At 43.8% G+C, this 23,337-nt stretch carries 18 protein-coding genes; 8 read left to right on the top strand and 10 right to left on the bottom strand.

Annotated elements, in window-relative coordinates; genetic code table 11:
* Positions 1–64: 64 nt before the first annotated feature.
* Positions 65–712 (bottom strand): zinc ribbon domain-containing protein, encoded by a 648-nt coding sequence (locus OEL83_11875; protein ID MDK9707737.1) that lies wholly within the window; start codon positions 710–712, stop codon positions 65–67.
* A 135-nt stretch (positions 713–847) separates the two neighbouring features.
* Entirely contained in the window at positions 848–2,542 is a 1,695-nt protein-coding gene (locus OEL83_11870) for a prephenate dehydrogenase/arogenate dehydrogenase family protein (protein MDK9707736.1), read from the bottom strand.
* Positions 2,543–2,768: 226 nt separating this feature from the next.
* Between OEL83_11870 and OEL83_11865 the strand changes: the two genes are divergently transcribed.
* Positions 2,769–5,762, top strand: a complete 2,994-nt coding sequence (locus OEL83_11865) for a DEAD/DEAH box helicase (GenBank protein ID MDK9707735.1) — start codon at positions 2,769–2,771, stop codon at positions 5,760–5,762.
* Here the strand turns inward: OEL83_11865 and OEL83_11860 are convergent.
* From OEL83_11860 to OEL83_11850, 3 genes are all read right to left on the bottom strand, one after another.
* Positions 5,711–6,160, bottom strand: coding sequence for an SH3 domain-containing protein (locus tag OEL83_11860; GenBank protein MDK9707734.1), 450 nt, complete (start codon positions 6,158–6,160; stop codon positions 5,711–5,713). The genes OEL83_11865 and OEL83_11860 overlap by 52 nt on opposite strands.
* Before the next feature lie 109 nt (positions 6,161–6,269).
* Positions 6,270–7,217, bottom strand: coding sequence for an LD-carboxypeptidase (locus OEL83_11855; protein ID MDK9707733.1), 948 nt, complete (start codon positions 7,215–7,217; stop codon positions 6,270–6,272).
* Positions 7,214–8,014: a type III pantothenate kinase gene (locus OEL83_11850; protein MDK9707732.1), complete on the bottom strand. Its 801-nt coding sequence runs from the start codon at positions 8,012–8,014 to the stop codon at positions 7,214–7,216. The genes OEL83_11855 and OEL83_11850 overlap by 4 nt, the downstream gene beginning before the upstream one ends.
* Before the next feature lie 189 nt (positions 8,015–8,203).
* Here OEL83_11850 and OEL83_11845 point away from each other — a divergent pair, with 189 nt between their 5' ends.
* The 3 genes from OEL83_11845 (at position 8,204) to OEL83_11835 (ending at position 12,852) form a co-directional block, all read left to right on the top strand.
* A complete protein-coding gene (locus OEL83_11845; protein ID MDK9707731.1) occupies positions 8,204–8,521 on the top strand; it encodes a divalent-cation tolerance protein CutA in 318 nt (105 codons plus the stop codon).
* Positions 8,522–8,919: 398 nt separating this feature from the next.
* Positions 8,920–10,755 carry a type IIA DNA topoisomerase subunit B gene (locus OEL83_11840; protein MDK9707730.1) on the top strand — a complete coding sequence of 612 codons (1,836 nt, stop codon included), beginning with the start codon at positions 8,920–8,922 and terminating at the stop codon, positions 10,753–10,755.
* Between the two features lie 66 nt (positions 10,756–10,821).
* On the top strand, positions 10,822–12,852 hold the full coding sequence (locus OEL83_11835) for a DNA topoisomerase IV subunit A (protein ID MDK9707729.1): 2,031 nt from the start codon (positions 10,822–10,824) through the stop codon (positions 12,850–12,852).
* On the opposite strand, the gene miaB is transcribed toward OEL83_11835, so the two are convergent.
* The 5 genes from miaB to OEL83_11810 all read right to left on the bottom strand — a co-directional run bounded on the left by miaB (position 12,849) and on the right by OEL83_11810 (position 19,496).
* The gene (miaB, locus tag OEL83_11830; GenBank protein MDK9707728.1) at positions 12,849–14,249 is read right to left on the bottom strand and encodes a tRNA (N6-isopentenyl adenosine(37)-C2)-methylthiotransferase MiaB; all 1,401 of its coding nucleotides are present in this window, start codon (positions 14,247–14,249) and stop codon (positions 12,849–12,851) included. The genes OEL83_11835 and miaB overlap by 4 nt on opposite strands.
* A 246-nt stretch (positions 14,250–14,495) precedes the next feature.
* Positions 14,496–15,941 (bottom strand): adenylosuccinate lyase, encoded by a 1,446-nt coding sequence (gene purB, locus OEL83_11825; protein MDK9707727.1) that lies wholly within the window; start codon positions 15,939–15,941, stop codon positions 14,496–14,498.
* A 432-nt stretch (positions 15,942–16,373) separates the two neighbouring features.
* Positions 16,374–18,086 carry a single-stranded-DNA-specific exonuclease RecJ gene (gene recJ, locus OEL83_11820; protein ID MDK9707726.1) on the bottom strand — a complete coding sequence of 571 codons (1,713 nt, stop codon included), beginning with the start codon at positions 18,084–18,086 and terminating at the stop codon, positions 16,374–16,376.
* Positions 18,087–18,096: 10 nt separating this feature from the next.
* Positions 18,097–19,044, bottom strand: a complete 948-nt coding sequence (gene miaA, locus OEL83_11815; protein MDK9707725.1) for a tRNA (adenosine(37)-N6)-dimethylallyltransferase MiaA — start codon at positions 19,042–19,044, stop codon at positions 18,097–18,099.
* On the bottom strand, positions 19,041–19,496 hold the full coding sequence (locus OEL83_11810; GenBank protein MDK9707724.1) for a helix-hairpin-helix domain-containing protein: 456 nt from the start codon (positions 19,494–19,496) through the stop codon (positions 19,041–19,043). The genes miaA and OEL83_11810 overlap by 4 nt, the downstream gene beginning before the upstream one ends.
* A 245-nt stretch (positions 19,497–19,741) precedes the next feature.
* On the opposite strand from OEL83_11810, the gene OEL83_11805 reads away from it, so the two are divergent.
* From OEL83_11805 to rlmN, 4 genes are read left to right on the top strand one after another with little or no spacing between them, the layout of a single operon-like run.
* Positions 19,742–20,257, top strand: a complete 516-nt coding sequence (locus tag OEL83_11805) for a tRNA (cytidine(34)-2'-O)-methyltransferase (protein ID MDK9707723.1) — start codon at positions 19,742–19,744, stop codon at positions 20,255–20,257.
* A 50-nt stretch (positions 20,258–20,307) separates the two neighbouring features.
* Positions 20,308–21,396, top strand: a complete 1,089-nt coding sequence (serC, locus tag OEL83_11800) for a 3-phosphoserine/phosphohydroxythreonine transaminase (protein MDK9707722.1) — start codon at positions 20,308–20,310, stop codon at positions 21,394–21,396.
* The gene (locus OEL83_11795; protein MDK9707721.1) at positions 21,396–22,265 is read left to right on the top strand and encodes a radical SAM protein; all 870 of its coding nucleotides are present in this window, start codon (positions 21,396–21,398) and stop codon (positions 22,263–22,265) included. The genes serC and OEL83_11795 overlap by 1 nt, the downstream gene beginning before the upstream one ends.
* Positions 22,262–23,332 (top strand): 23S rRNA (adenine(2503)-C(2))-methyltransferase RlmN, encoded by a 1,071-nt coding sequence (gene rlmN / locus OEL83_11790; protein ID MDK9707720.1) that lies wholly within the window; start codon positions 22,262–22,264, stop codon positions 23,330–23,332. Before OEL83_11795 ends, rlmN begins: the two co-directional genes overlap by 4 nt.
* Positions 23,333–23,337: the final 5 nt, after the last annotated feature.

Below are 23,337 nucleotides of genomic sequence, written 5' to 3'. Positions count from 1 at the left end.
ATTGCCACTGTGAAAAGCAGGTGTTTTATACTCGTTCAAGAAATGTTTTGCAAGGGCAAAATATTTACAGGTTTTCTTTGCAAAACATGCATTTTTTGGCTTGTGCCTTAATGATTTCGAGACAATGAGGGCACTCTTTTTTGAAGTTTGCCTGCAATACTTTTTCGATTATCTGTTTGACCGCAAATTCCGTTGCCGGATCCCTGAATGTATGATTTCTAAGGGGATCAATACACTCAAGATCATTGAGCTTTTGGAGATAGTCTAGAGCGGCCAATCGGTTATCTTTCGACGCAGCCTCATCAAGGAGAAGCGTCAATACCGGCTGCAGGTCCTTTTTCTCGACGCAGGTTTTCAATCCTTCAACGGCGGCTTTCTCCCGATAAAACCTTTCATTTTGCGCCAACAAAACTTCCTTGTTAATAACACAAGCTTTAAACGCATCGACATTGCCGACCATCATCAAATTGCCTTCCGGGCTTCCCGGTAACTCCATATATCGATAAGAGGCATGATGTCCGTAATTTCTTTCAATCTGTTCCCATCCTTTGAGAAAAAGGGAGCAGGAATCATTCAGGCAGATAAACATAACCTCTGCACCCCAACCCAAGCCATCTCCGACGTGAATAGGCGGCGCTTCACAACAAGACAATAAGGTCTTGCAATGCGGACAGATTTTTTCTTCATCAAGAAAACTTAAATCATGAAACATACAGCCACTCCTTTAAAAATTTAAACCGCCCGACACAGAAATCTCCATGTTGTCTGCGTAAACGGATTGACAACGATTAGTAAATTGGACAACGCAACAACTATAATTCCAACCGGTCAAAATACAACCGCTCAATCAGACCTTCATATTGGGGTTGCTCATCACCTCATCAACGGCCTTTGCTTGTTTCATCCGCAGTTGAAGGAAGGCTGGAGACATAAAGTTTTTGTTTTCCTCCATTATTTCAGATAATTTCGCTATATCTCCCCGTTCAGCAAGGTCGATCAAACAGATAATGTTGGCGGCAAAGGTCTTGACTATTTTACGTCCTTCGCCGGTTGTTGCCATAATCTCAGCGTAGGTTCGCGGGTTTTGACTGTGGGTTCGGGCCATTGCCAGTATTCCATACAGTGAAGTCAAGGTCGAGTGGCTACCAATATCATCACAATTGATATTGAATTCCCGTAAGGTTTTTGCAAGAGCGACAGAAATGGTAGTAGGGAGTTTCTGCCCAACCCCCATTAGTAGATCGTGTTTTATCGCACTGTCGTGGTAGATGTCTGCTCCGTGCTTATAAAGGAATGCTTCAAATTCACTACAGAAAGAACCACTCCGAGGGGTTCTGACCACTGCGGCGTTTTTGTCTTTCATGGTCAGTGTTTGCGGTCCCCAAAGATTGTGAACGAACATCACCTCAACACCTTGACTGGTTGCTTCCAATGATGCTTTTATGGTGTTTTCTGATTCACCCGCTAGGATAATCAACGCCTGACCATCTTTCAGTAATGGACCGTATTTCCTGATTGTTTGGGATGTTACTGAAATTGGCACGCAGACAATAACCACTTCCACCTTGCTGATCATCTCCTCTGGAGTAAGGGGAGAGGTGCGACCGGTAATGAAGGTCTTGTAACCCTCATTTCGCAAGCGATCGGCAAACCATTTGCTCATTTCGCCGCTGCCGATAAAGCCAAAGGACTTGATTTGCTTTACCCGCATTTCAACTCTGGGAAAGGAACCGAGAACCTTTAACGCGCCTTCTTCTTCAATGATTAACGTTTCAATGGTATGCAGAGCACTTTTGAGAAGAGGATCGTGGAGATGCCCCTCAACCTCAACATAAATAAGCAATTTTTGTGTTTTAATATCGTTTTCGCTCTGCAGGTCAAGGATATTGATTCCTCGCCTGGTAAACTCCCCGAGAATGTCTGCCAACAAACCCACTCGGTCACGAAGCGGCTTGGTAATTATTGCGGTTGCATCATAACCGGTGACAGGTGCATAATTGTGTCCCAGTACGGCAAATCTCGTGCGGTTATACGCTACCACCTCTCTGGCGATCAGTGAGAACTCATGGCGTAGAATAATCTCCTCTGACTCAATTACCGCATAATCAGTTTGACCTTTTTCGCGAATTTCCTGCATTGCCGATTCAATATCATGAACGGCCATAAGAATCGCATCGGGGTAGTGCGCCTCAATGTATTCAGTGCATTGTCTAAACACTGAACTTCTGCCGACTATTGTGGTAATCTTTGCCCCTGATTCCGAATGGTCGGAAAGTACACCAAGAGAAAGATGAATAGGCAAGACAACATTGTCTACCCAGAACCCGTGCTCCATTTTGGCAACCAACCGGAAATAGTCCTTTACCTCTCCCTCTCGGGTGTTGTACACAGGGACGAAAGCGTTCTTCACCCTGCCTGCGGTAAAGGCGGCGAGAACATCGGTAATACGGGTAAAAAGCACCAATTCTGCTTCCGGAGAGAATTGGATTGCAGCCTGATGACTATCTGAACCAACGGGGCCTAAGGTGGCAATCGAGATCATAGTTGTAGTGGGAGAAGAAACAAAGAGTTCGTGATTATCCTCTTTTATGCCATAAGGGTATAAGTATCGTTTGAGCAGACAAACTTCTCAACTCGGCTTTATCTTGAATTCGGTCATGAAGAAAAAAGTGTAGGCAAAAAGAAACAGGCTGCAAAATATACATTCTCAGCTTTTTAAGCAACAGTTTATAAAAACACGGCAATCTGCTCGTCAACCGTTCCCGACTATGCAAAATGATGTCTCCGAATACCTGGATTCTCTAAAAAATTCTCCCAAATTCGGCCATCAGGTTGTTTGCCACAAGGTGTATCCTGCAAAAAACGGTCAATATTGCCAAGATGATCTACAGCTTTCCCCGGCTCTGCAAGATTGCTTAACCGACTTGAAGATAACAAAGCTTTACACACATCAAAGTCAAGCCATTCAACGCATTTTACAAGGACATCATGTCGTTGTGGCAACACCAACCGCCTCAGGCAAGAGCCTTGTTTACAATCTGCCGGTGTTAAACGATCTTTTTAGAAACGATCCTGGCCACTCGCTCTACCTCTTCCCACTCAAGGCCTTGGCCCAAGATCAATACTCGGTGTTAACAAGAACATTTTCAAAACTTCCTTCGGGCATTCAGAAACAACATAAGAATTTTGCAGCAATATTTGACGGTGACACCTCAAGTTATCAAAGAAGGAAAATCCGCGACCACCACCCAAGGGTACTTTTCACCAATCCCGATATGCTTCACCTGTCGATTCTGCCATATCATCAAAGTTGGCAGTCATTTTTTACAGCATTACGCTACGTTGTTATTGATGAAGTGCATACCTACCGTGGTATTCTTGGCAGCCACATGGCCTGGGTTGTCAGAAGGCTTCAGCGTCTTGCCGCCTACTATGGTGGAAACCCGACTTTTATTTTGCTTTCCGCAACCATTGGTAATCCCGAGGAACTAGGAAAACTGCTATTAGACAGACCGGTCGAGGTCGTTACCGAATCAGGAGCACCCAGGGCGGAAAGAAATATGCTTTTTCTTAATCCCTGGGACAGTCCCGCTTACACGGCGAGTCAATTACTAGAGGCAGCAATAAAAAGAGGTCTTCGCACTATCGTCTATACCCAATCGAGGAAAATGACCGAGCTTATCAACCTGTGGACGACCCCGCGCCTCGGCAATCTCTCAGGAAAATTGAGTGCTTACAGGGCTGGCTTTCTTCCAGAAGAAAGGCGAGAGATTGAAAAAATGCTCTTTTCCGGAGCTCTCCTCGGCGTCATTTCGACCTCCGCTCTGGAACTCGGCATCGACATAGGAAACTTGGATCTTTGCATCTTATTAGGCTATCCCGGCTCAATCATGGCAACCTTGCAAAGGGGAGGGCGGGTCGGCAGAGGTTCAAGGAAATCGGCGACAATTCTCATCGCTCAGGAAGATGCCCTGGATCAGCATTTCATGCGCCAACCTGACGATTTCTTTTCCAGGTCGCCAGAAGCCGCAGTTCTCAATCCTACTAACGTTTCAGTCATGGAACAACATCTCCATTGTTGCAGTGCTGAACTCCCGATCTCAGCCACTGAAGCACTTCTGCAAAATCAAGTCATTAATAATAGCATCGTACGACTCACTGAATCGGGTGCATTGCTCCAAACGGCGCAAGGGGATAGGTGGATTTCCTCTCGAAAATATCCCCATCGCCAAGTGAACTTACGCGGTGGCGGGACGCAGATGGCAATCATTGATGGAGAGAATGGTGAAATAATAGGGGAAATTGATGGTGGACGAGGAATGAAGGAATGTCACCCCGGCGCACTCTATCTGCACCGGTCTACTACCTGGGTTGTTGAAAAACTCGACCTTCTGGGAAAAGAAGTTGTCGCGAGGCGGGAATCTACCAACTATTTTACCCGCCCAACTACTGAGAAACGAACTGAGATACTTGAGGTATTGAGACAAAAGAATAGTTTTGGGGTCCAGATATTTTTTGGACGAGTTCGAGTTGCCGAAAAAGTCACCGGATATCAGAAGCGCAATAATCATACCCAGAAGCTGATTTCCTCCTTCTCCCTGGATTTACCCGAGCAGGTAATTGAAACAGAAGGATTATGGGTTGATATTCCACAACATATTGTTGAAAAGCTTGAGCGTGAAAAATACCATTTCATGGGTGCAATCCATGCTCTGGAACATGCGCTCATTGCCCTTTTCCCCTTGTTGGTTCTCTGTGACAGGAATGATATCGGCGGTATTTCCTGCCCTCTACATGCCCAGACGGAAATGGCTTCGGTCTTTATCTACGACGGCTACCCCGGGGGAGTCGGCTTGACGAAGGAGGCCTTTGATAAAATCGATTTGCTTCTCACACAGGCCTTTCAATCGATCAAGTCCTGCAGTTGTGAAAACGGCTGTCCATCCTGTGTCCACTCCCCGAAATGTGGTTCGGGAAACAGACCAATCGATAAACAAGCATGCCTGATTCTTCTTGAAGCTATTCTCAAAGAGCAGCAACGGGATAAACTAACAGTCGGGCAAGATCAGTTATCTCTTGAAAATATTACAGGCATGGAAATCAATAGCCAGGGAATCGTGCGGCCCGATAGACCAAAAAAGCTTGCAGCCTTGCCAAAGAAATTCGGGGTTTTTGATCTTGAGACAATCCGCTCAGCAGAGGAGGTTGGCGGGTGGCATCAGGCGCAACGAATGGGGATATCCGTCGCAGTGGTTTACGACTCGGAAATAGGCGACTGTGTCACGTACCTCGAGCATGAGATGAGTGATTTGGTAAAACATCTTCAAACATTTGAACTGGTGGTCGGTTTTAATAATAAACGCTTCGACAATATTGTGTTGTCAGCGTATACCGACATCGATCTCCAAAGCCTTCCGACTCTTGATCTTTTAGAAGAAGCCCATAAATATTTGGGTTATAGACTAAGCCTCAATAGTCTTGCGGAGCACACTCTTGGCCAGGCAAAATCCGCCGATGGACTACAGGCACTAAAATGGTATAAAGAAGGAAGGATTGATCTTATACAGCAATACTGCCGAAAAGACGTCGAAATCACCCGGGATCTTCTGCTTTATGCCCTGGAGCAGGGCTTCCTTTTGTTTACCAACAAGGCCAAACAAAAGGTGCGTCTTCCCCTTAACTTAGAAAAAACAATAGAGTCAATCCTCCATCAAGGCCAGAGGAGGGTGTTGAAAATCCAACCGGTAGTGCCGCCGCTATGACGGACCTGTGTCCATTTGTCCTTTGTTGTTAATTTGGTCATAACAACACCTCGTTCAACGTCGGCCACAACTGGAGCCGTCTGTGAGGGTTCGGCACGCAGATTGACACTTTTTTCAGAAATAACGATTACAGTGTCGCATTTTTTGACAATCCCTTGATGAATATAGCCGGTATCACCTTCAAAATCGGTAACTTTATACCATTCGCCTTCTTTGCTCAGCACCTTCAGCGGATACCCCTGGAAAAGCTCCATCGACGTCGGATTCTTTTTGTCCGGACCGGTTTTTATACTGGCATTATCAGCGGTTACCGTTAAGTAATCGGCAGCATACGCCGTGGAGAGCAAGAAGGCTGAAAACAATCCTAAAACAAGAGACTTTACGAGATGTTTTTTCATGGCAGCAAGGGCAGACAATTCTGTTTTATTGTGGTTTATGAGTAATTTAGACTCTACGTTTAAGGCGTTTTGTCCTCCCTATAGCACGGAACACATGACAAGTCAAACATCATATCACATTGCCGGAGCGAGGTTCAGGAAAGACCAACCGCGACTTTGAGCTCTGCATTTGGGCAAGGGCCCCCAAAGGTAAGGTGAGGTTGCGTGCAGCGTGGCCGCAGGGGAAGTTACCCCAAACGGTAATATTTCGATCACCGCAAAGTTCGAGAACTCTTTTCCAGATACCCTCCATATAGCGGTCTTGCTGGACTTTGTCGGAGGAGAAAAGACCCGAGAAACCACCCAGAATAATTCCTGCGACACGAGCGAACTTACCGGCAAGATACAGTTGTGTCAACATTCGGTCGATTTTGTAGGCTGGTTCGTTGATGTCCTCAAGAAAAACAATCTTATTATCCCAGGAAAAATCGAAGGGTGTGCCAATAACGCTAACCAGGCTGGCCAGATTTCCTCCAACCAAGGGTCCGGTCGCGACAGGCCCATCTCTGACAAGCTCAATTTCTCTAGCACGAACCGGTTCACTCCACCTGCCGGTAAGACAAAGAAATAAACGTTCCAAACTTATTGAATCCACATCCCCGAGAGAGGTTACGACAGGCCCATGCAGACCAATGAGACCGGTCTTTTGATACAGATAGTTAAGGAGCAAGGTAATGTCTGAAAAACCAATCACCAGCTTCTTAAAGGTGGTGGTGGCGGCGAGATTAATCTCATCCATCATGCGCAGGCACCCGTAACCACCTCGCAAGGCAATCAGAGCCTTGACCTCAGAATCTTGTAGAAGTTCATTAAATTCCGCGCACCGATTTCCATCGGTATCGGCTAGATGGTCAAGTCCTGGCCAGAGATCTCTTGGATACCTGACATCAAAACCCATTTCGCGGAGTACAGCAACACCACGATGAAAACGATCAACGTCGGTTAACCGGCCTGCCGGAGCAATTATTCCTAGAGTATCACCTCGTTTCAGAGGGAGTGGCACGAGGGAGGGTTTCATTTGCCTACTATTTTCCGGTAAATAATAGCTAATCCTTTAAGGGTAAGCATTGGATCGATAATATCGATGGAGGTTGCAAAAGGGGCGATGAGGGCAGCCATGCCGCCTGTGGCAACCACACGAAAATCATCTTCAGGGGTGGGAACCATTTCCTTTTTAATGCCGCTTACGAGGCCATCGACCATCGCCCCGTAACCATAAAGAATACCGCTTTTCATCGCTTGAACGGTTGATTTTCCGATAAGGTGGGCAGGTGCCGCTGATACATCGATATGGGGAAGCTTGGCGGTTCTGCTTGACAATGCTTCCAGGGATATAGCAATCCCCGGAAGAATAACTCCGCCTAGATACTCACATTTCTCAGTAACACAATCGAAGGTAATAGCTGTTCCAAAATCAATGACGATCTGTTTGCAGGGTCTAAGATCCCACGCAGCAATAGCGTTAACCAACCTGTCTGCGCCAACCTCCTGAGGATTGTCGAGTTGTACGGTGATCAGGTTTCTCAACCGTTCGACAGCAATGACAATAATATCATGTTCGAGATGCGCGGCAAAATGCTTCCGGCAACAGGCAACCCATGCCGTTTCCAGGGTAGGGACCACGCTTGCGATAATTATGCCGTGGATCTTTTCTTCTCTCATTCCGGCCATTTCAAAAAGTGTATGATAACGAATAGCCAGTTCATCAGCGGTACTTTTTGAATCCGACTTTAATCGCCAGTGGGCAATTAATTTATCACCGTCATACATGCCTGTAACTGTGTGTGAGTTGCCAATATCTATAACCAAAAACATTATGCACCTGATGGTTTATTTTTTGAGATAAAGCTATTTATTGGAAATGTTAGACGAGTCATTATAATAGACAGTCAGGGAAAAGCATTCAAAACAAATCAGCATAATTTCGTTTCCATGGCAAGGTAACGTTGCCCACGCTTTTTCTGGACAAAACAGGCTAGCCACCTATATCTATTCGATATTATAATGAAAAAACCTCTGCTAATTATGACAACCTGCGAACGAAAGGAAGATGCCGAACGGATAGCAACTATCCTGGTCAATTCCCGGCTGGCCGCTTGTGCACAGATTTCTGCGCCTATTACCAGCATTTACCGATGGCAGGGAAGGGTGGTTACGGCGACTGAATTTCTACTGAGCCTTAAGACTCTCGCCAGACATTATCCCGCAGTGGAACGCCTCATCCTCAAAGAGCATCCTTATCAGACCCCTGAAATAATAGCCCAAGAAATAAATTTTGTCAGTAAGACCTATAAAGATTGGATTACCAAGGAAGTAACATGAGTGACCGAGGCGAGCGCCAGAAAGGATACCGAAAACGTAAAAGCGGTGAATATGTTTGCCATTGCTGCAAGAAGAAGCAGGAGTTCTGCTGGAGTTGTCCTTGTGGATTTATGATATGCAAAGATTGCTTCGAAGAAAATAAATGGGGCATAAGTAATGGCCCAACCTGGATTTGTCCTGATTGTGAGCGAATAAGAATGATGTAAATACGGTGTCTTGGATTGCAAATCTCACATACAGGTACTGTCAGCCTATTTCCTCCGAACAATACTCCTGAGGTACCGGGGAAGCGTCTTTCCATCTTGGTGAATGACACTCAACAGGGTTGCGTCTTGTTCTGAAATACAATAAGATGCCGCCTTATCAAACACTCATTTTCTTCGGTGGATTGTGTTATTATGAATGATATTTCACATAGTTACGATGAAAGCAAGATAAAGACCCTGAGCTCCCTCGACCACATCCGTAAGCGTCCTGGAATGTATATCGGTCGGCTCGGAGATGGTTCTAACCATGATGATGGTATTTATATACTCCTCAAAGAGGTTGTCGATAATGCCGTGGATGAATTTATCATGGGGGTGGGAAAGCGGATCAATATCTCCATAAGTCCTACTGGTTATGTGACGGTTCGAGATTTCGGCAGGGGGATACCACTCGGGAAAGTGGTGGACTGTGTGTCAACCATCAACACAGGAGCCAAATATAACACTGATGTTTTCCAGTTTTCTGTTGGCCTGAATGGCGTAGGAACCAAGGCAGTCAATGCATTATCTGACGTCTTTATAGTAACGTCCTACCGAGAAGGAAAATTTGTTTCCGCTACATTCAATGATGGCAAACTTATCAGCAAGAATGAAGGTGATACCGAGGAAAAGAATGGCACTTTTATTGAATTCTTGCCGTCAGCCAAGATGTTTCCCGGATTTACCTTTGATCCTGCATTTGTTGAAAAACGCTTGTGGCGTTACGCCTACCTCAACGCCGGCCTGAAAATTTATTACGACAAGAAAGTTTTCTACTCGGCCAACGGCCTTCTGGACCTTCTTGACAAGGAATTAGGAGGGGCACAGCTTTACCGGCCTATTTACTACAGGGACGCCACTCTCGAATTTTCCTTTTCGCACACCGATACCTTCAGTGATTGCTACTACACCTTTGTTAACGGCACCTATACCAGCGAAGGAGGGACGCATCTATCGGCATTTAGGGAAGGTATTCTTAAAGGCATAAACGAATTCTCCGGAAAAAAATTTATTAATACCGATGTCCGCGACGGAATAGTCGGAACCTTGGCGATTAAGATCAAGGACCCGGTTTTCGAATCGCAAACCAAAAACAAGCTCGGCAATACTGAAATTCGTTCATGGATTGCTGGGAAGGTGAGAGAAGCTGTTTCCAGTGCTCTCTATAAGGATACTGAGGCCGCTCAGAAGCTGATTGAAAAAATTCATCGAAACGAAGATGTACGGAAGGAATTGCAAAGTGTCCGCTCTGAGGCACGTGCCAATGCCAAAAAGGTCGCTTTAAAAATAGACCAACTCAAAGATTGTAAATACCACCCCTCAAAAGAAAAACCCTCTCAGGAAGGCCGTGAGAGCATGATTTTTCTCACTGAGGGTCAATCAGCCGCTGGCTCTATAGTGTCATCGAGAGATCCTATGACTCAGGCGGTGTTTTCCTTAAAGGGAAAACCGCTCAACGTCTACGGGCAAAAAATGGCTATGCTCTATAAAAATGAGGAAATGTACGCCCTGATGCGTGCTCTCAATATCGAGGAATCAATTTCTGATCTCCGTTATGACAAGGTCATTCTGGCAACTGATGCCGATGTCGATGGACTGCATATCAGAAATCTGCTTCTCACCTTTTTCCTCCATTATTTCGAGCCATTAGTTAAGCTTGGATACGTATATATTTTAGAAACACCGATTTTTCGCGTTCGTAACAAACAAGAAACCATCTATTGCTATTCCGAACAGGAGAAACAGGCTGCCACGGCAAAACTTCAAGGTCCAGGCAGCAAGGGTGCTGGAGTAGAAACCACCCGTTTCAAGGGGCTTGGGGAGATTTCCCCGAAAGAATTTAAACAGTTTATCGGGCCGGATATTCGTCTCAAAAGTGTGACACTTGACTCACTCAGTGAGGTAACTAAGGTGCTCACTTTCTATATGGGAAAAAATACCCCAATGCGACGAAAATATATTATGGATCACCTCATTCTCACAAACTAATTCTTTAATTTAGGCCTCTCCTCGTATTGAAGAGGTAAACCCTGTTAAAACCGCATAATCAACATGATGGAATCACATCCTGGTAAGCTGCATCAACTATTCGACAAGAACTTTCTCGAATACACTTCCTATGTTATTCGCGAACGGGCAATTCCCTCTGTTGAAGACGGATTAAAACCGGTACAGCGCCGCATCCTACAGACCCTTCACAACATGGAGGACGGCCGCTTTCACAAGGTGGCCAATGTTGTCGGGGAGACTATGAAGCTCCACCCCCATGGCGATCAATCGATTTTTGCGGCTCTGGTCAATCTTTCCAACAAGGGGTATTTGATAGAACAACAGGGCAATTTCGGCAACATTTACACCGGGGACCGTGCTTCAGCTGCCAGGTATATCGAATGTCGCCTTTCCCCACTTGGTAAAGAGATCCTTTTCAATAAGGATCTCACAGTCTTTACTGAATCATATGATGGCCGGATGTTGGAGCCGGTGACATTGCCGGCTAAAATCCCATTGCTTTTGCTCATGGGGGCTGAAGGCATTGCCGTTGGTATGGCAACCAAGATTCTTCCCCACAATTTTTGTGAGATACTTGAGGCGCAAAAGGAGATCCTTCGCGGCAACGAGGTCACCCTTTATCCGGATTTCCCCCAAGGTGGCTTAGTTGACGTCAGTAACTATGAAGATGGCAATGGCAAAATCAGGTGTCGAGCACGCATCGAAGAATTAAACGAGAAAACTATAATTATTAAAGAAATTCCCTACTCAACTACCACGCAATCCCTTACCGATTCAATTGAAAAAGCGGCAAAAGCCGGGAAGATCAAGATTGTTTCTATTAACGATTATACAGCGGAAAATGTTGAGATTGAGATCAAATTAGCTCGGGGAATCTACGCAAAAGACACCATCGAAGCCCTTTACGCGTTTACCGATTGCGAAGTATCTATTGTTCCAAACCTCACCCTTATCAATGGCATGACCCCGGAGACATCCACTGTCAACGAGGTATTACGACTTAATACCGCCCGTTTAAAGGATGATCTTCAGAAAGAACTTGAGATAGAGAAGGGGAGACTTGAAGAAAAACTCCACGGAAAAATTCTTGAACAAATATTTATTGAGGAACGTCTATATAAAAACATTGAAGAGGAGACAAGCTATCCTTCGGTGGTAACAACAGTGCTGAAATCTTTTGTTCCTTATCAGGAGCAATTACTTCGTGTTATCACTAAAGAAGATGTAGAACGACTACTTGAAATCAAGATCAAAAGAATATCTCGATATGACATTAACAAACAGCTGAAAGAAATCAAAGAGATACGAAAGAGAATTAAGGAGATTATCAAGTCCTTGCAGGACATGATCAAATTCACCATTTCTTTTATCGATCAACTCCTGGAGAGATATGGGCACCTTTACCCTCGGCTGACAGAGATCACCAGCTTCTCGGAGGTGAGTATCAGGACAGTGGCCATTTCCAATCTAGTTGTAATCTATAACCGAAAATCCGGATTCCTTGGCCATCAGATCAAGGAAGAGGATCCAAAAGAGGATATCTCGGTCATCTGCTCCGAATATGATAAGTTATTTCTGCTCTTTACCGATGGACTGTACAAAATCATTCCGGTTACGGAAAAGCTCTATGTCGGTCAAGAACTCGAATGGTTTGGAGTGGTTGAAAAAGATATAGTTTTCAACGTGATCTACCGGGATGGAGCGGAGAATCTTGCCTATGTTAAGAGATTCACAACTCCAAGTTTTATATTGGAAAAGGAATATCGATTATTCCCGGAACATAAAAGGTCAAAAATTCTTCATTTGGAGTTTGGTGAAGAAAAAACGGTAAAAATTTATCTGGTTCCATCATCCAGGGCAAAGACAAACAGCATCGAGATAGCGTTTGGCGATTATTTAATTAAAAATCCAGCTGCAAAAGGGAAAAGGCTTTCAAGTAGAGTAGTAAGAAAAATAATACCAACCATGACCAACGGGGTTGAACCCGAAAGGCACAACCTTCCGCTTCCAGGTCTTGAACCACCAGTAAAAGAAATTAACAGGGAGAGCGAAGACCCCATCCAAGAGGATGATTAACAACCACTTATATCAATTTCTTCGACAATTTGGCCTTGCAAAGAATGCTGCCCGGCGTGGCATATTTTAACCGAAATGATGTCGCCTGGCAGAAGATTGTCGTCAGTGTAATCATTTAAATGTACAATGTGATTTGTTCCGGTGCGTCCCCTTGCTCCATCTTTGCCGCAATACTCAACCATAATCTGCGTTACAGTTCCGACATATTCTTGGTTTCTTTCGAGACTTATCTCGTCTTGTCTTTTTTGAAAGATGCTAAGCCTCTCGGCCTTTACTTTCTCGTCAATTTTGTCTGCAAATTCGCTGGCTCTGGTGCCGGACCTGTCGGAATATTTAAAGGAAAATGATCCGTGAAAACGGACATTTTCAAGAAGGTCCATGGTTTTCTGAAAATCCTGGTTACTTTCACCTGGAAACCCGACAATAATATCTGTAGTTAAGGCTATTTCTGGGCAATACTCATGTAACTTGTCAACTTTTTCTAAGTATTCCTTGATGGTATATTTTCTGTTCATTTTCTTCAATATTCGATCGGAACCCGACTGAACGGGCAAGTGAAACTGTGGACAAAGATTTTTAATATCACGAAAACTTTTCATCAGTTGATCGGTAAGATCTTTTGGATTTGATGTGGTAAATCGTAATCTAGCCACACCTGAAATCTCCGAAACCTCCCTGAGTAAATCAGGAAAAGTATAATGAATTCCGGTGGGAGTAACAACGTTGGTTTTTCCATAGGAGTTAACGTTTTGACCAAGAAGGGTGATTTCCTTGACGCCATCATCAACCAGTTTCTTAACCTCACTCACTATCTCATCGACGAATCGTGATATTTCTCGCCCTCTCGTGTAAGGGACAACACAATAGGTACAGTAATTATTGCACCCCTGCATTATCGTTACAAAATTACTAAAGGATTTCGGGGAAGGGGAGACACCGGCAAGTGGAGCCACACCACCTCCAGATCGTGATAAATCGGGAAGGAACTGGGGAATTTTATAATTCTCCTGAAGATCTGTAACCACAAGATGTCCTTCTAAATCTATGCGATCAAGATGCTTTGCTATATCGTAAATATGTTGCGTACCTATAACCAGATCAACATGCGGCATGCGTTCAATGAGACGCAAGCCTTCCTGCTGAGCAACGCATCCCGCAACACAAATTTTCATGGACGGTTTTCTGGTTTTTGCTTTTCTGAGATATCCTAGTAAACTCAGCACTTTTTGTTCGGCCTTGGCTCGAATTGAGCATGTATTGAGAATTATTAAATCAGCTTCTTCATAATTCATACTCTCGATATAGCCATGTCCCGACAAGGTCTGGGCCATAATCTCAGAATCTCTTTCGTTCATCTGGCAGCCGAAAGTTTTGATGTAAAATACTTTTTGTTCCATAAATAAAGAGGATAGCACTTATTCTTGAGTGTCAATGTTAGATAAAACCCCTGCTAATTCGGACAAAAGTTCGAAGAGCTCCCGGGCCATTATTTGCGGATATCTGATCACGACAATATCTGCAGAATTGTTGCATACAGAAAGAATTGCAAGATTATCATACCCCTCAAGAATAAATTTCAAGTAATGAAACTTGCCGGGCAGTATCCGTAAATATACCTCCGATAATCTTTCTTTTAGCATTACCTAGACCCAGAGGGTAGAGTCAACATATTGCATTTCCGTTGCATTCGCTTCCAGAAGAGGAAACACCACCTCCTGGATATATTCCTCTGTCTGCTCCTTGGCCCTTCCCGTAAACTGAGAATAATCACTGATCATTGCGGTTAGCGCCTCAAGAGAGAAGGGGATTTGCTCATCGGCTGCGAGCCGAATGAGCAAATCATTTTCTTTTGCCTCTTTTTTAACTGCAAATCCCGCGGCAATTGAGTGCTCTTTTATTACTTCGTGCATTTCTTGTCGACTCTTACCTTTTTCAACGGCGCCCATTAATATTTTTTCAGTTGCCATAAATGGCAACTCGGCCAATAAATGTTTCTTAATTTGCTCTGGATAAACAACCATATCTGACGTAATATTAGCAAACAACTTCAAGATTGCGTCTGTCAAAAGGAAACACTGAGGTATATCCATCCTCCTGATAGCAGAATCATCAAGGGTTCTCTCAAACCATTGATTGCTATACGTAGCGGCGAAATTCTGTGGTAAATTCATGAGCTTTCTAGCGAGACCGGTCATCCTCTCTGAACGCATTGGGTTTCTTTTATAGGCCATTGCCGACGAACCCGTCTGGCTCTTCTCGAAAGGCTCCTCTTGTACCTTGAGATTTGACAGCAAACGCAAATCAACTGCGAATTTATGAGCGGTTGCTCCGATTCCGGCAAGGGTTTCGGCAAGCTTCATATCAAGTTTTCTTGTGTATGTTTGACCTGTTACATTAAATGTTGAGTCAAACCCGAGTTTTTCTGCTACTAACTGATCCATTTGGCGGACTTTACGATGATCCCCCTTAAACAACTCCAAAAAAGTTGCCTGTGTACCTACAGTTCCCTTTGCCCCCCTTGCTTTTATCTGTCGCAAGAAATTATCAATGTACTCCAAATCTATGATAAGATCCTGAATATAAAGAGTGTTTCTTTTTCCAACAGTAGTAGGCTGAGCTGGCTGGTAGTGCGTAAAACCAAGTGTCGCAAGTCCTTTGTACTTTTCACAAAAAATAGAAAGATTTTTAATAACCTGAAGCACCAAGGAACGAATCTGCTTCATTGCTAATTTTTGCAAGATAAGATCGGTATTACAGACGACAAATTGAGAGGTTGCACCAAGGTGGATAATTCCGGCTGCCTTCGGACACCTCAATCCAAACTCATAAACATGAGCCATAACGTCATGGCGAATTTCTTTTTCCTTCTGAGCGGCAATCTCGTAGTCAATATTTTCAAGATTTGCTCTCATTTCGTTAAGCATTTCTTCAGTTACAAGATCAGTCAAACCAAGTTCATATTGAGACTCCGCGAGAGCGAGCCAACATTTTCGCCAAGTCGTAAACTTAGTTTTTTCTGAAAAAAGCTTCTGCATTGCAAGACTAGTGTAACGACTCACAAGTGGCTCCTGATATATTTCACGAGACATACAAACTCCAATTACCATTAGATATAATTATTAAAACACCGTAGCTACAGTCTTATTTTGCGACATAGGAAAAATTCAATTTTCCCAGCAAAGCATGATGACGTGCACTTATATCATCATTTTCTTAGTAAATAAACCAAGATAAACAAATCAACCCCCAAAGGAGCCATTTTTAACGCAATATTAAATGTCGCATAATGTATATTATGTGTATATAATTATTTTGCCAATAAATCAATTACTTGGTAGCAGCAATGAATAGCCTACTACCCTCTTTTCGAAACACAACGTTGTTTATTACCCTTCTATCTAGGTCGAGATAACTAAAGAATTAATTCCAGCGGCGAGGAATCCTTCCTTCAACTTAAAAAGCATTCACAAGGCGAAACCAACTTGAATTATTTGGAATAATTGTCTTTAAGAAACCGCCCATCAAACATCAATCACCCTCACCTGCCAACTGACATTACCTCGAAAACGATTAATGGTTGGAGTATAGATCAATGTTCTTTCAGCATTTTTTTGCACATCATGAATGCGTGAACCAAGACTGAAGCCGATCCCTTTCAAATTGACGAATTTTCCTCGGATAGTCATATTCAAATGTTGCGCATCCTTTCCAATAACCCGAGAATCAATAATTTGGGCGCTGCTGTCCTGAAATATCGGTTGCGGATTTCCCGGCCCATAAGGTTCTAATAGTTTCAGGAAGGTTAAAAACTCATCAGACATAAGGTTTTCTACAGGGCATTCAATATCGTATCTTTTTTTCCGAGAAAACTGCCTTTTATTCCAGGATTTCTTGGCTTTTTCAGTAAAGTCGGTTGCAAATGCAGGAAACTTTTCAGCAGCAACTGTTAAGCCTGCAGCCATTTCATGCCCACCAAAATATTCAATAAGGTTGGCACAAGTGCCTAGGATCTCAATAATATTAATCCCTTCCACTGATCGAGCAGAGCCAACATAGACCAAGGAGCCGTCGGGTAATGTTTTTTCCGCAAATACAATCGCCGGAAAACCATAAATTTCAACCAGCCTAGAGGCAACTATGCCGGCCACGCCCTGATGCAACCTCTCCTCAACAACGACACATTTATCGTTCTCAGCCTTGCTTTTAGAGGTCTTAGTTAATGCTGTTTCGAGATCTTTAAGGCTTATTCTCTTCCTGTCCTCATTTAAAGCACTGAGTTTTACGGCCATTTTCTTTGCTTGTTGTCGATCTGAGGTTGTTAACATTTTTACCACAAGGTCACTTTCGCCCAATCGTCCAGCTGCATTAATCTTTGGACCAAGCAGATACCCAATATCCTCAGAAAGAACCCCACCATTAATGATATCACAGGAAGCAAGAAGCTCTTGTATGCCAGGAAAAATTGTGCAGTCGAGCGCCTCTAAACCTCCACGAACAAGAATCCGATTGGTAGATGTTAATTCTACCATGTCTGCGATAGTTCCAAGAGCCACAAAAGCTAGAAAGTGCTTTAAGTTTATCTGGGTGACTCTATCAGCAAACGGTGTATTGGTTAATAATTCAGCTCTTACCCGGGCAATTAAGTAAAAAGCCACTCCAACACCCGCGAGTTGTTCTTTATGAAAACCACATGTTGGCATTGCCGGGTTAAGGATTAAGCAATTCGGTAATCCATGGATTGGCAGGCTATGATGGTCAGTGACTATTACTTTACCACCCATTTCTTGAATGAAGTTGATCTCTGCACTATTTGAAATCCCGCAATCAACTGTAATTAGAAGAAAATCATTTTTTTCTAAGGACTTTTTAAAAGTATAAAACCACTCTTTGTTTAGGCCGTACCCTTCGGAAATTCTATCAGGGATGTGCCACGTTACAGTAACACCGCAATTTTGAAAAAAATTAACCAATAATGCTGTGCCGGTCGTACCATCGACATCGTAATCGCCCCAAATAACAATCGGTTTTCCGGACATCATGTATTCGACGACAAGATTCGCCGCCGCAGCTAAATTCTGCATTTTTTCTGGTTTTAACAAATCAACAAGTCGTGGAAAAAGAAACCTAGAAAGCTCTTCATCTCCCTCAATCCCACGTTTTTTCAATAATTCTCTTAATACTGGAGGGATTTCCATCCTGGTGTTCGCTTTCTGATGCGATAGGTTTTTGCTCATTTTTCAACTCTCAACACTCTGAGGTCAGCCATTTATCGACTAACTGAGCAATTTGGGATTGATCACCTGTCTCAAACCAGAGTAAATCTTCGATTTTTGAAAACCAGGTATATTGTCTTTTAGCATACCTCCTGGTATCTCTTGCAAGGGTGCTAACCATTTCATCAAAGTTCAGTTCTCCTTCTAAATAGCTGATCATATGACGATATCCGATTGCACCAAAGGGTTTCAAAGATTTGCTGTATCCCATCGACATGAGCTTTCGAACCTCACCTTCAAGGCCGTCATCAATCATTTTTTGGCAACGTAAATTGATCCGATTGTAAAGATGTTGCCGATCACACGTCAAGCCTATCTGTAATAGTTTTGAGAACGATATGCTTGGTTTTTGCCTCTGCTGTTCCTTGAGATGTTCAGACCATGTCACACCGGAAGTATAAAATATTTCTAGTGCTCTCACTACTCTTTGAGTGTCATTCATTTGGATTCTTTTTGCGGAAGTATAGTCAATTGAGGACAGTTCCTTATGTAATTTATAACCACCTTCTACGGATAGGCGATGAAGCAGTTCTGCCCGAATCTTTCTATTAACTGGAACACCGGCAAATATTCCATTGACAAGGGCCCGTAAATATAACCCTGTCCCACCAGTTATAAGCGGTATCCCGCCGCGGCCTATTATTTGTCGTATAGCGTTTAATGCTTCAACTGCAAAACGCGCTGCATCGTAATTTTCGGTTGGATCGACAATATCGATAAGATGATGTGGCACTTCCATCCTTTCTTCTTTGGATGCCTTAGCTGTACCAATATCCATATGCCTGTAAACTTGCATGGAATCAACACTGACGATCTCACATCCAAAACGTTTGGCAAGAAAAAGAGAAAGAGCTGTTTTGCCTATGGCTGTTGGCCCCACCAGAACAATGATAGGGGCACTGACAATTTCACCTTTCACTCTACAGCGTTAAAGACCAATTCGGTCGCTAAAGAAGCCCCACGTTTTTCACCTATTCCACTAACTCTCGACAACTCGGCAATACTCATAATCGATCCATATTGATGTCTGTAAATTACTATCGTTTCGGCAAGAATAGGCCCAACGCCCTTTATGGTCATCAATAGCTCCTTGTTGGCGCTGTTAATCGGCAGAGGTTGAAAAAATAGCGGGCATAGTTGAGCTGAAATCGGGAAAGAGTATTGTTCACCCACCTGAAAATTGGCAACATAAAGTATTTGGTTAGACTTGACCCCTATTTCTCTATATATGTGATGATATTTACTATAAAAGATACCGTGATCTTTACTAGCAACTACAGCCAGAGAAAAGAAAACCATCAGAAGGACAACGGTCAACCTCCCATCATATTTCTCGCACTTTTCTGAGGCTGGCAAATTGATGAATGGCATGAAGAAATACTCTCTTTGACGATTAGAAACACATAACTAGTTTTATAACCGCAAGGGCATAAGTTTCGTTTGAGAAGACAAAGCTGCTCAGCGGAGCTTTCTGTTCTTAAAATCTATACGGTCGCAGTAAAAATGCAATGTTTTTGCAAATTTCTTCTTTTCAAGTTTTTTTCGTTGTTTGATCTACGGTTTAGGGGTATATAGGTTCTTCTTTAGTTTCTATATTTTTCTGCAGCAAAACCAGCATGACTAACACCCTGCCCTTTAATATTGTTCTCGTTGAACCTGAGATCCCCCCTAACACCGGCTCCATAGCCAGGTTGTGTGGCGCAACCAATACTGTTCTGCATCTTGTTCATCCCCTTGGTTTTTCAATAGATGACAAGCATCTAAAAAGAGCAGGCCTTGATTATTGGCACCATGTTTCAATTCGTCATTGGCCATGTTTAGAGGATTTTCTCTCGGCACAAAATGAACTCTTACTCTTCTTTTTTACCACGAAAGTTAAAAGAAATTATACTACAGCCCAGTTTATACCAGGATCATTTCTGATTTTTGGTAAGGAAACAAAGGGATTACCTGAAGATCTTCTCAGGTTGTACCAGGATCGCAGTTATACCTTACCAATGCAGAACCTCCATATTCGTAGTTTGAACCTTGCCATGACCGCCGGGATTGTCTTATATGAAGCATTACGTCAATGTCCGCCACTGGTCGCTGTCGATAACAGCAGTGGCCCCGGGCGTAATATTGAAAACTGAAGCATTGTCCTTCATTCCTTACCTAACACTTACTATAGGAGAATTATTCAATGGCTGATCGAGTATTCAATTTCAGTCCTGGGCCGGCAACGCTTCCTTATGAAGTTTTGCAACAAGCTGGGCAGGATGTCGTCAATTTTCAACAGACTGGAATCGGTCTTATTGAAATTAGTCACCGATCTAAGGAGTTTATCGCGGTTGCCGAACAAACCGAGGCCAATTTCCGTGAGCTCATGGGTATCCCAAATAACTATAAGGTTCTCTTTCTCCAAGGTGGCGCTTCAAGCCAATTCTTTATGGTACCGATGAATCTTTTAGGGCCGGGGAAAAAGGCTACCTATCTCAATACCGGTGTATGGTCAAAAAAGGCTATTAAAGAAGCTAAGTTGTTTGGTGAGATAGCAGTCCCTTTTTCAAGTGAAGAAACTGGTTTTAAACGTGTTCCTAAACCAGGTGAATACTCAACAGATAGCGATTCAGAGTATCTCTATTATGTGTCTAATAACACCATTTATGGCACGCAGTTCCCCGATCTGCCTGTATCAGAAAAAATGCTGGTCAGTGACATGAGCTCCGATATCCTTTCCCGCCCTATCGATGTTTCGAAATTCGGTCTCATCTTTGCCGGTGCGCAAAAGAACCTCGGACCTGCTGGAGTCACTCTTGTTATCATCCGCGAAGACCTTTTGACGCGTACCCCGGCAAATATCCCCACTATGCTGTCGTACAAGACTCACGCCGACAAGGATTCAATGTTCAACACCCCACCCTGCTTTGCAATATATGTAGTTGGAGAAGTGTTGAAGTGGTTGAAAAAGATTGGTGGTGTACCTGCGATTGAAAAGATCAATCAAGAAAAGGCCGGTCTGCTGTACGCTGCAATCGATCGCACTGATTACTATCGAGGACATGCTGAAAGAGATTCCCGCTCACTCATGAACATTCCCTTCAACCTTCCGACCAAGGAACTTGAGGCGAAGTTTATTGCCGAAGCAACGGCAATCGGCCTCAATGGCCTGAAGGGCCATCGTTCTGTTGGAGGTTGTCGTGCCTCGCTCTACAACGCCTTCCCCCGCGAAGGCGTTGTGAAACTTGTTGAATTCATGCAAGAATTCGAAAGGAAAAATCCTGCTGCCTAATGGATTATGTAGGCAATGTCATCCGGCCGCCCAGCGAGGCTGATTCCATTATCCTCCAGGTGTCGGTCGGATGTTCCTATAATAAATGTACATTCTGCGGTGCCTACAAAGAAGTCGCCTTCGCCATAAAGGATTATGCGACAATAGAGCGGGATCTTCAGTTTGCCCAGCGATATTGCCGTAATCATAAGCGGTTGTTTCTCGCTGATGGTGATGTTCTTGCACTTTCCCAACAGCATCTGGTCCGAATTTTTCACCTTATTAGTGAGTATCTTCCCTGGATCTCTAGAATTTCTCTTTATGGTAATGCACGAGCGATACGTGGTAAAAGTGAAGAAAATTTGCGTGAGTTGAAAAACCTGGGCCTTGATCGGGTGTACATGGGGCTTGAAAGCGGTTGCGATGCCGTGTTGCAGCGCGTTGTTAAAGGCGAATCTGCCAAGACAATGATTGATGCCGCCGAAAAAATACACCGCACCGGCATTTTCCTCTCTGTTACCGCTCTGTTGGGCCTTGGCGGCGTGTCCTTGTCGAAGCAACATGCTGAGGAAACTGCCTGGACGCTGAAGGCCATGAAACCCCGTCAAATCGCTATATTGACTTTAATGCCTTTATCCAACACTATTCTCGGCCAGGAAGTGCTGAGCGGAAGATTCACCATGCTCAATCCACAGGAAATTCTCACTGAGCTCTACATATTGCTCTCCAACCTCAAGGATGTTCGTTGCCAGTTCCATGCCAACCACGCTTCAAGTTATTTGCCAATAACCGGCCGTCTGCCTAGGGATCGGACAGTTTTCATGGACTTGATTGAAAATGCAAAAAATGGTGCAGTGTCACTTGTTCCGGAATTCAAAAGAGCCCTATGAATATCATATATAAAACCGACTTAAAGAATCTCACGCAGACTGAATTGACCGACTTTGTTGTCGGTCTTGGTCAACCGGCTTTTCGCGCGAAACAAATCATGGGCTGGCTGTATCGTCCCGAGATACTGGAATTTTCACAGATGACTGATCTCGCCAAAGTTTTCCGGGCGATTCTTGAAGAAAATGCCTCTATCTCGCGCTTCACCAATCCGATTATTGAAAAGGCTGCGGATGGCTGCGTCAAGTTTGGCTTTCGCCTTGTCGACAACAGTATAATCGAAGCAGTACTTATTCCCGAGCCGGACCGAAACACGCTGTGTATATCTTCACAAGTCGGTTGTGCCATGGGATGCTCTTTTTGTCTTACCGGAACTCTGGGATTTAAACGAAATCTCACTGCAGCGGAGATTGTCAATCAGATATGCGCTGTAAGGGATTATCTCCATGCACAACCCAAGGAAAAATTGATAGGTCCCGACCGAGTAACCAATGTTGTGTATATGGGGATGGGAGAACCGTTAAACAATTTAGATAACGTTCTCAGATCGTTGTCGATCATCACCGAGCAAAAAGGTTTGGATTTAACCTGTAGACGAATAACTGTTTCAACCTGCGGAATAGTACCGAAACTTAGGGAGTTGGGAGAAAAATCTCCGGTAAACCTTGCAATATCATTGCATGCAGTCGATGACAAAACTCGTCGTAAATTGATGCCGATAAATGACCGCTATTCGATTGATGATTTGTTGAATGCCTGTCGTGATTTCCCTATGCCCAAAAGAAAGCGAATTATGTTTGAGTATATTCTGCTTAAAGGTATTAACGACAGCGATCATGATGCTAGCGAGTTGGCGCGTAAACTGAAGAACATACCATGTAAAATCAACCTACTCCCGTATAATGAATCGCCTGGGTTGCCCTATAAAAGCTCCGGCATGGAAAGACTCTTAGCATTTCAAAAAATCCTTCTTGATGCCCATTTTACGGTGTTCATCAGAAACAGTCGCGGCTCTGATATCTCCGCCGCATGCGGACAACTCGCCACCAAATCTTTGCCCAATAAATAGCGCTG

The organism is Desulforhopalus sp. (assembly GCA_030247675.1).
Classification (GTDB): Bacteria; Desulfobacterota; Desulfobulbia; order Desulfobulbales; family Desulfocapsaceae; genus Desulforhopalus_A.
This window is presented reverse-complemented; position numbering and strand designations above follow the sequence as displayed.

Excerpts from the sequence above, each read along its gene's own strand:
- OEL83_11875 (MDK9707737.1), bottom strand. The coding sequence starts at position 712 with ATGTTTCATGATTTAAGTTTTCTTGATGAAGAAAAAATCTGTCCGCAT.
- OEL83_11870 (MDK9707736.1), bottom strand. The coding sequence starts at position 2,542 with ATGATCTCGATTGCCACCTTAGGCCCCGTTGGTTCAGATAGTCATCAG.
- OEL83_11865 (MDK9707735.1), top strand. The coding sequence starts at position 2,769 with ATGCAAAATGATGTCTCCGAATACCTGGATTCTCTAAAAAATTCTCCC.
- OEL83_11860 (MDK9707734.1), bottom strand. The coding sequence starts at position 6,160 with ATGAAAAAACATCTCGTAAAGTCTCTTGTTTTAGGATTGTTTTCAGCC.
- OEL83_11855 (MDK9707733.1), bottom strand. The coding sequence starts at position 7,217 with ATGAAACCCTCCCTCGTGCCACTCCCTCTGAAACGAGGTGATACTCTA.
- OEL83_11850 (MDK9707732.1), bottom strand. The coding sequence starts at position 8,014 with ATGTTTTTGGTTATAGATATTGGCAACTCACACACAGTTACAGGCATG.
- OEL83_11845 (MDK9707731.1), top strand. The coding sequence starts at position 8,204 with ATGAAAAAACCTCTGCTAATTATGACAACCTGCGAACGAAAGGAAGAT.
- OEL83_11840 (MDK9707730.1), top strand. The coding sequence starts at position 8,920 with ATGAATGATATTTCACATAGTTACGATGAAAGCAAGATAAAGACCCTG.
- OEL83_11835 (MDK9707729.1), top strand. The coding sequence starts at position 10,822 with ATGGAATCACATCCTGGTAAGCTGCATCAACTATTCGACAAGAACTTT.
- miaB (MDK9707728.1), bottom strand. The coding sequence starts at position 14,249 with ATGGAACAAAAAGTATTTTACATCAAAACTTTCGGCTGCCAGATGAAC.
- purB (MDK9707727.1), bottom strand. The coding sequence starts at position 15,941 with ATGTCTCGTGAAATATATCAGGAGCCACTTGTGAGTCGTTACACTAGT.
- recJ (MDK9707726.1), bottom strand. The coding sequence starts at position 18,086 with ATGAGCAAAAACCTATCGCATCAGAAAGCGAACACCAGGATGGAAATC.
- OEL83_11810 (MDK9707724.1), bottom strand. The coding sequence starts at position 19,496 with ATGCCATTCATCAATTTGCCAGCCTCAGAAAAGTGCGAGAAATATGAT.
- OEL83_11805 (MDK9707723.1), top strand. The coding sequence starts at position 19,742 with ATGACTAACACCCTGCCCTTTAATATTGTTCTCGTTGAACCTGAGATC.
- serC (MDK9707722.1), top strand. The coding sequence starts at position 20,308 with ATGGCTGATCGAGTATTCAATTTCAGTCCTGGGCCGGCAACGCTTCCT.
- OEL83_11795 (MDK9707721.1), top strand. The coding sequence starts at position 21,396 with ATGGATTATGTAGGCAATGTCATCCGGCCGCCCAGCGAGGCTGATTCC.
- rlmN (MDK9707720.1), top strand. The coding sequence starts at position 22,262 with ATGAATATCATATATAAAACCGACTTAAAGAATCTCACGCAGACTGAA.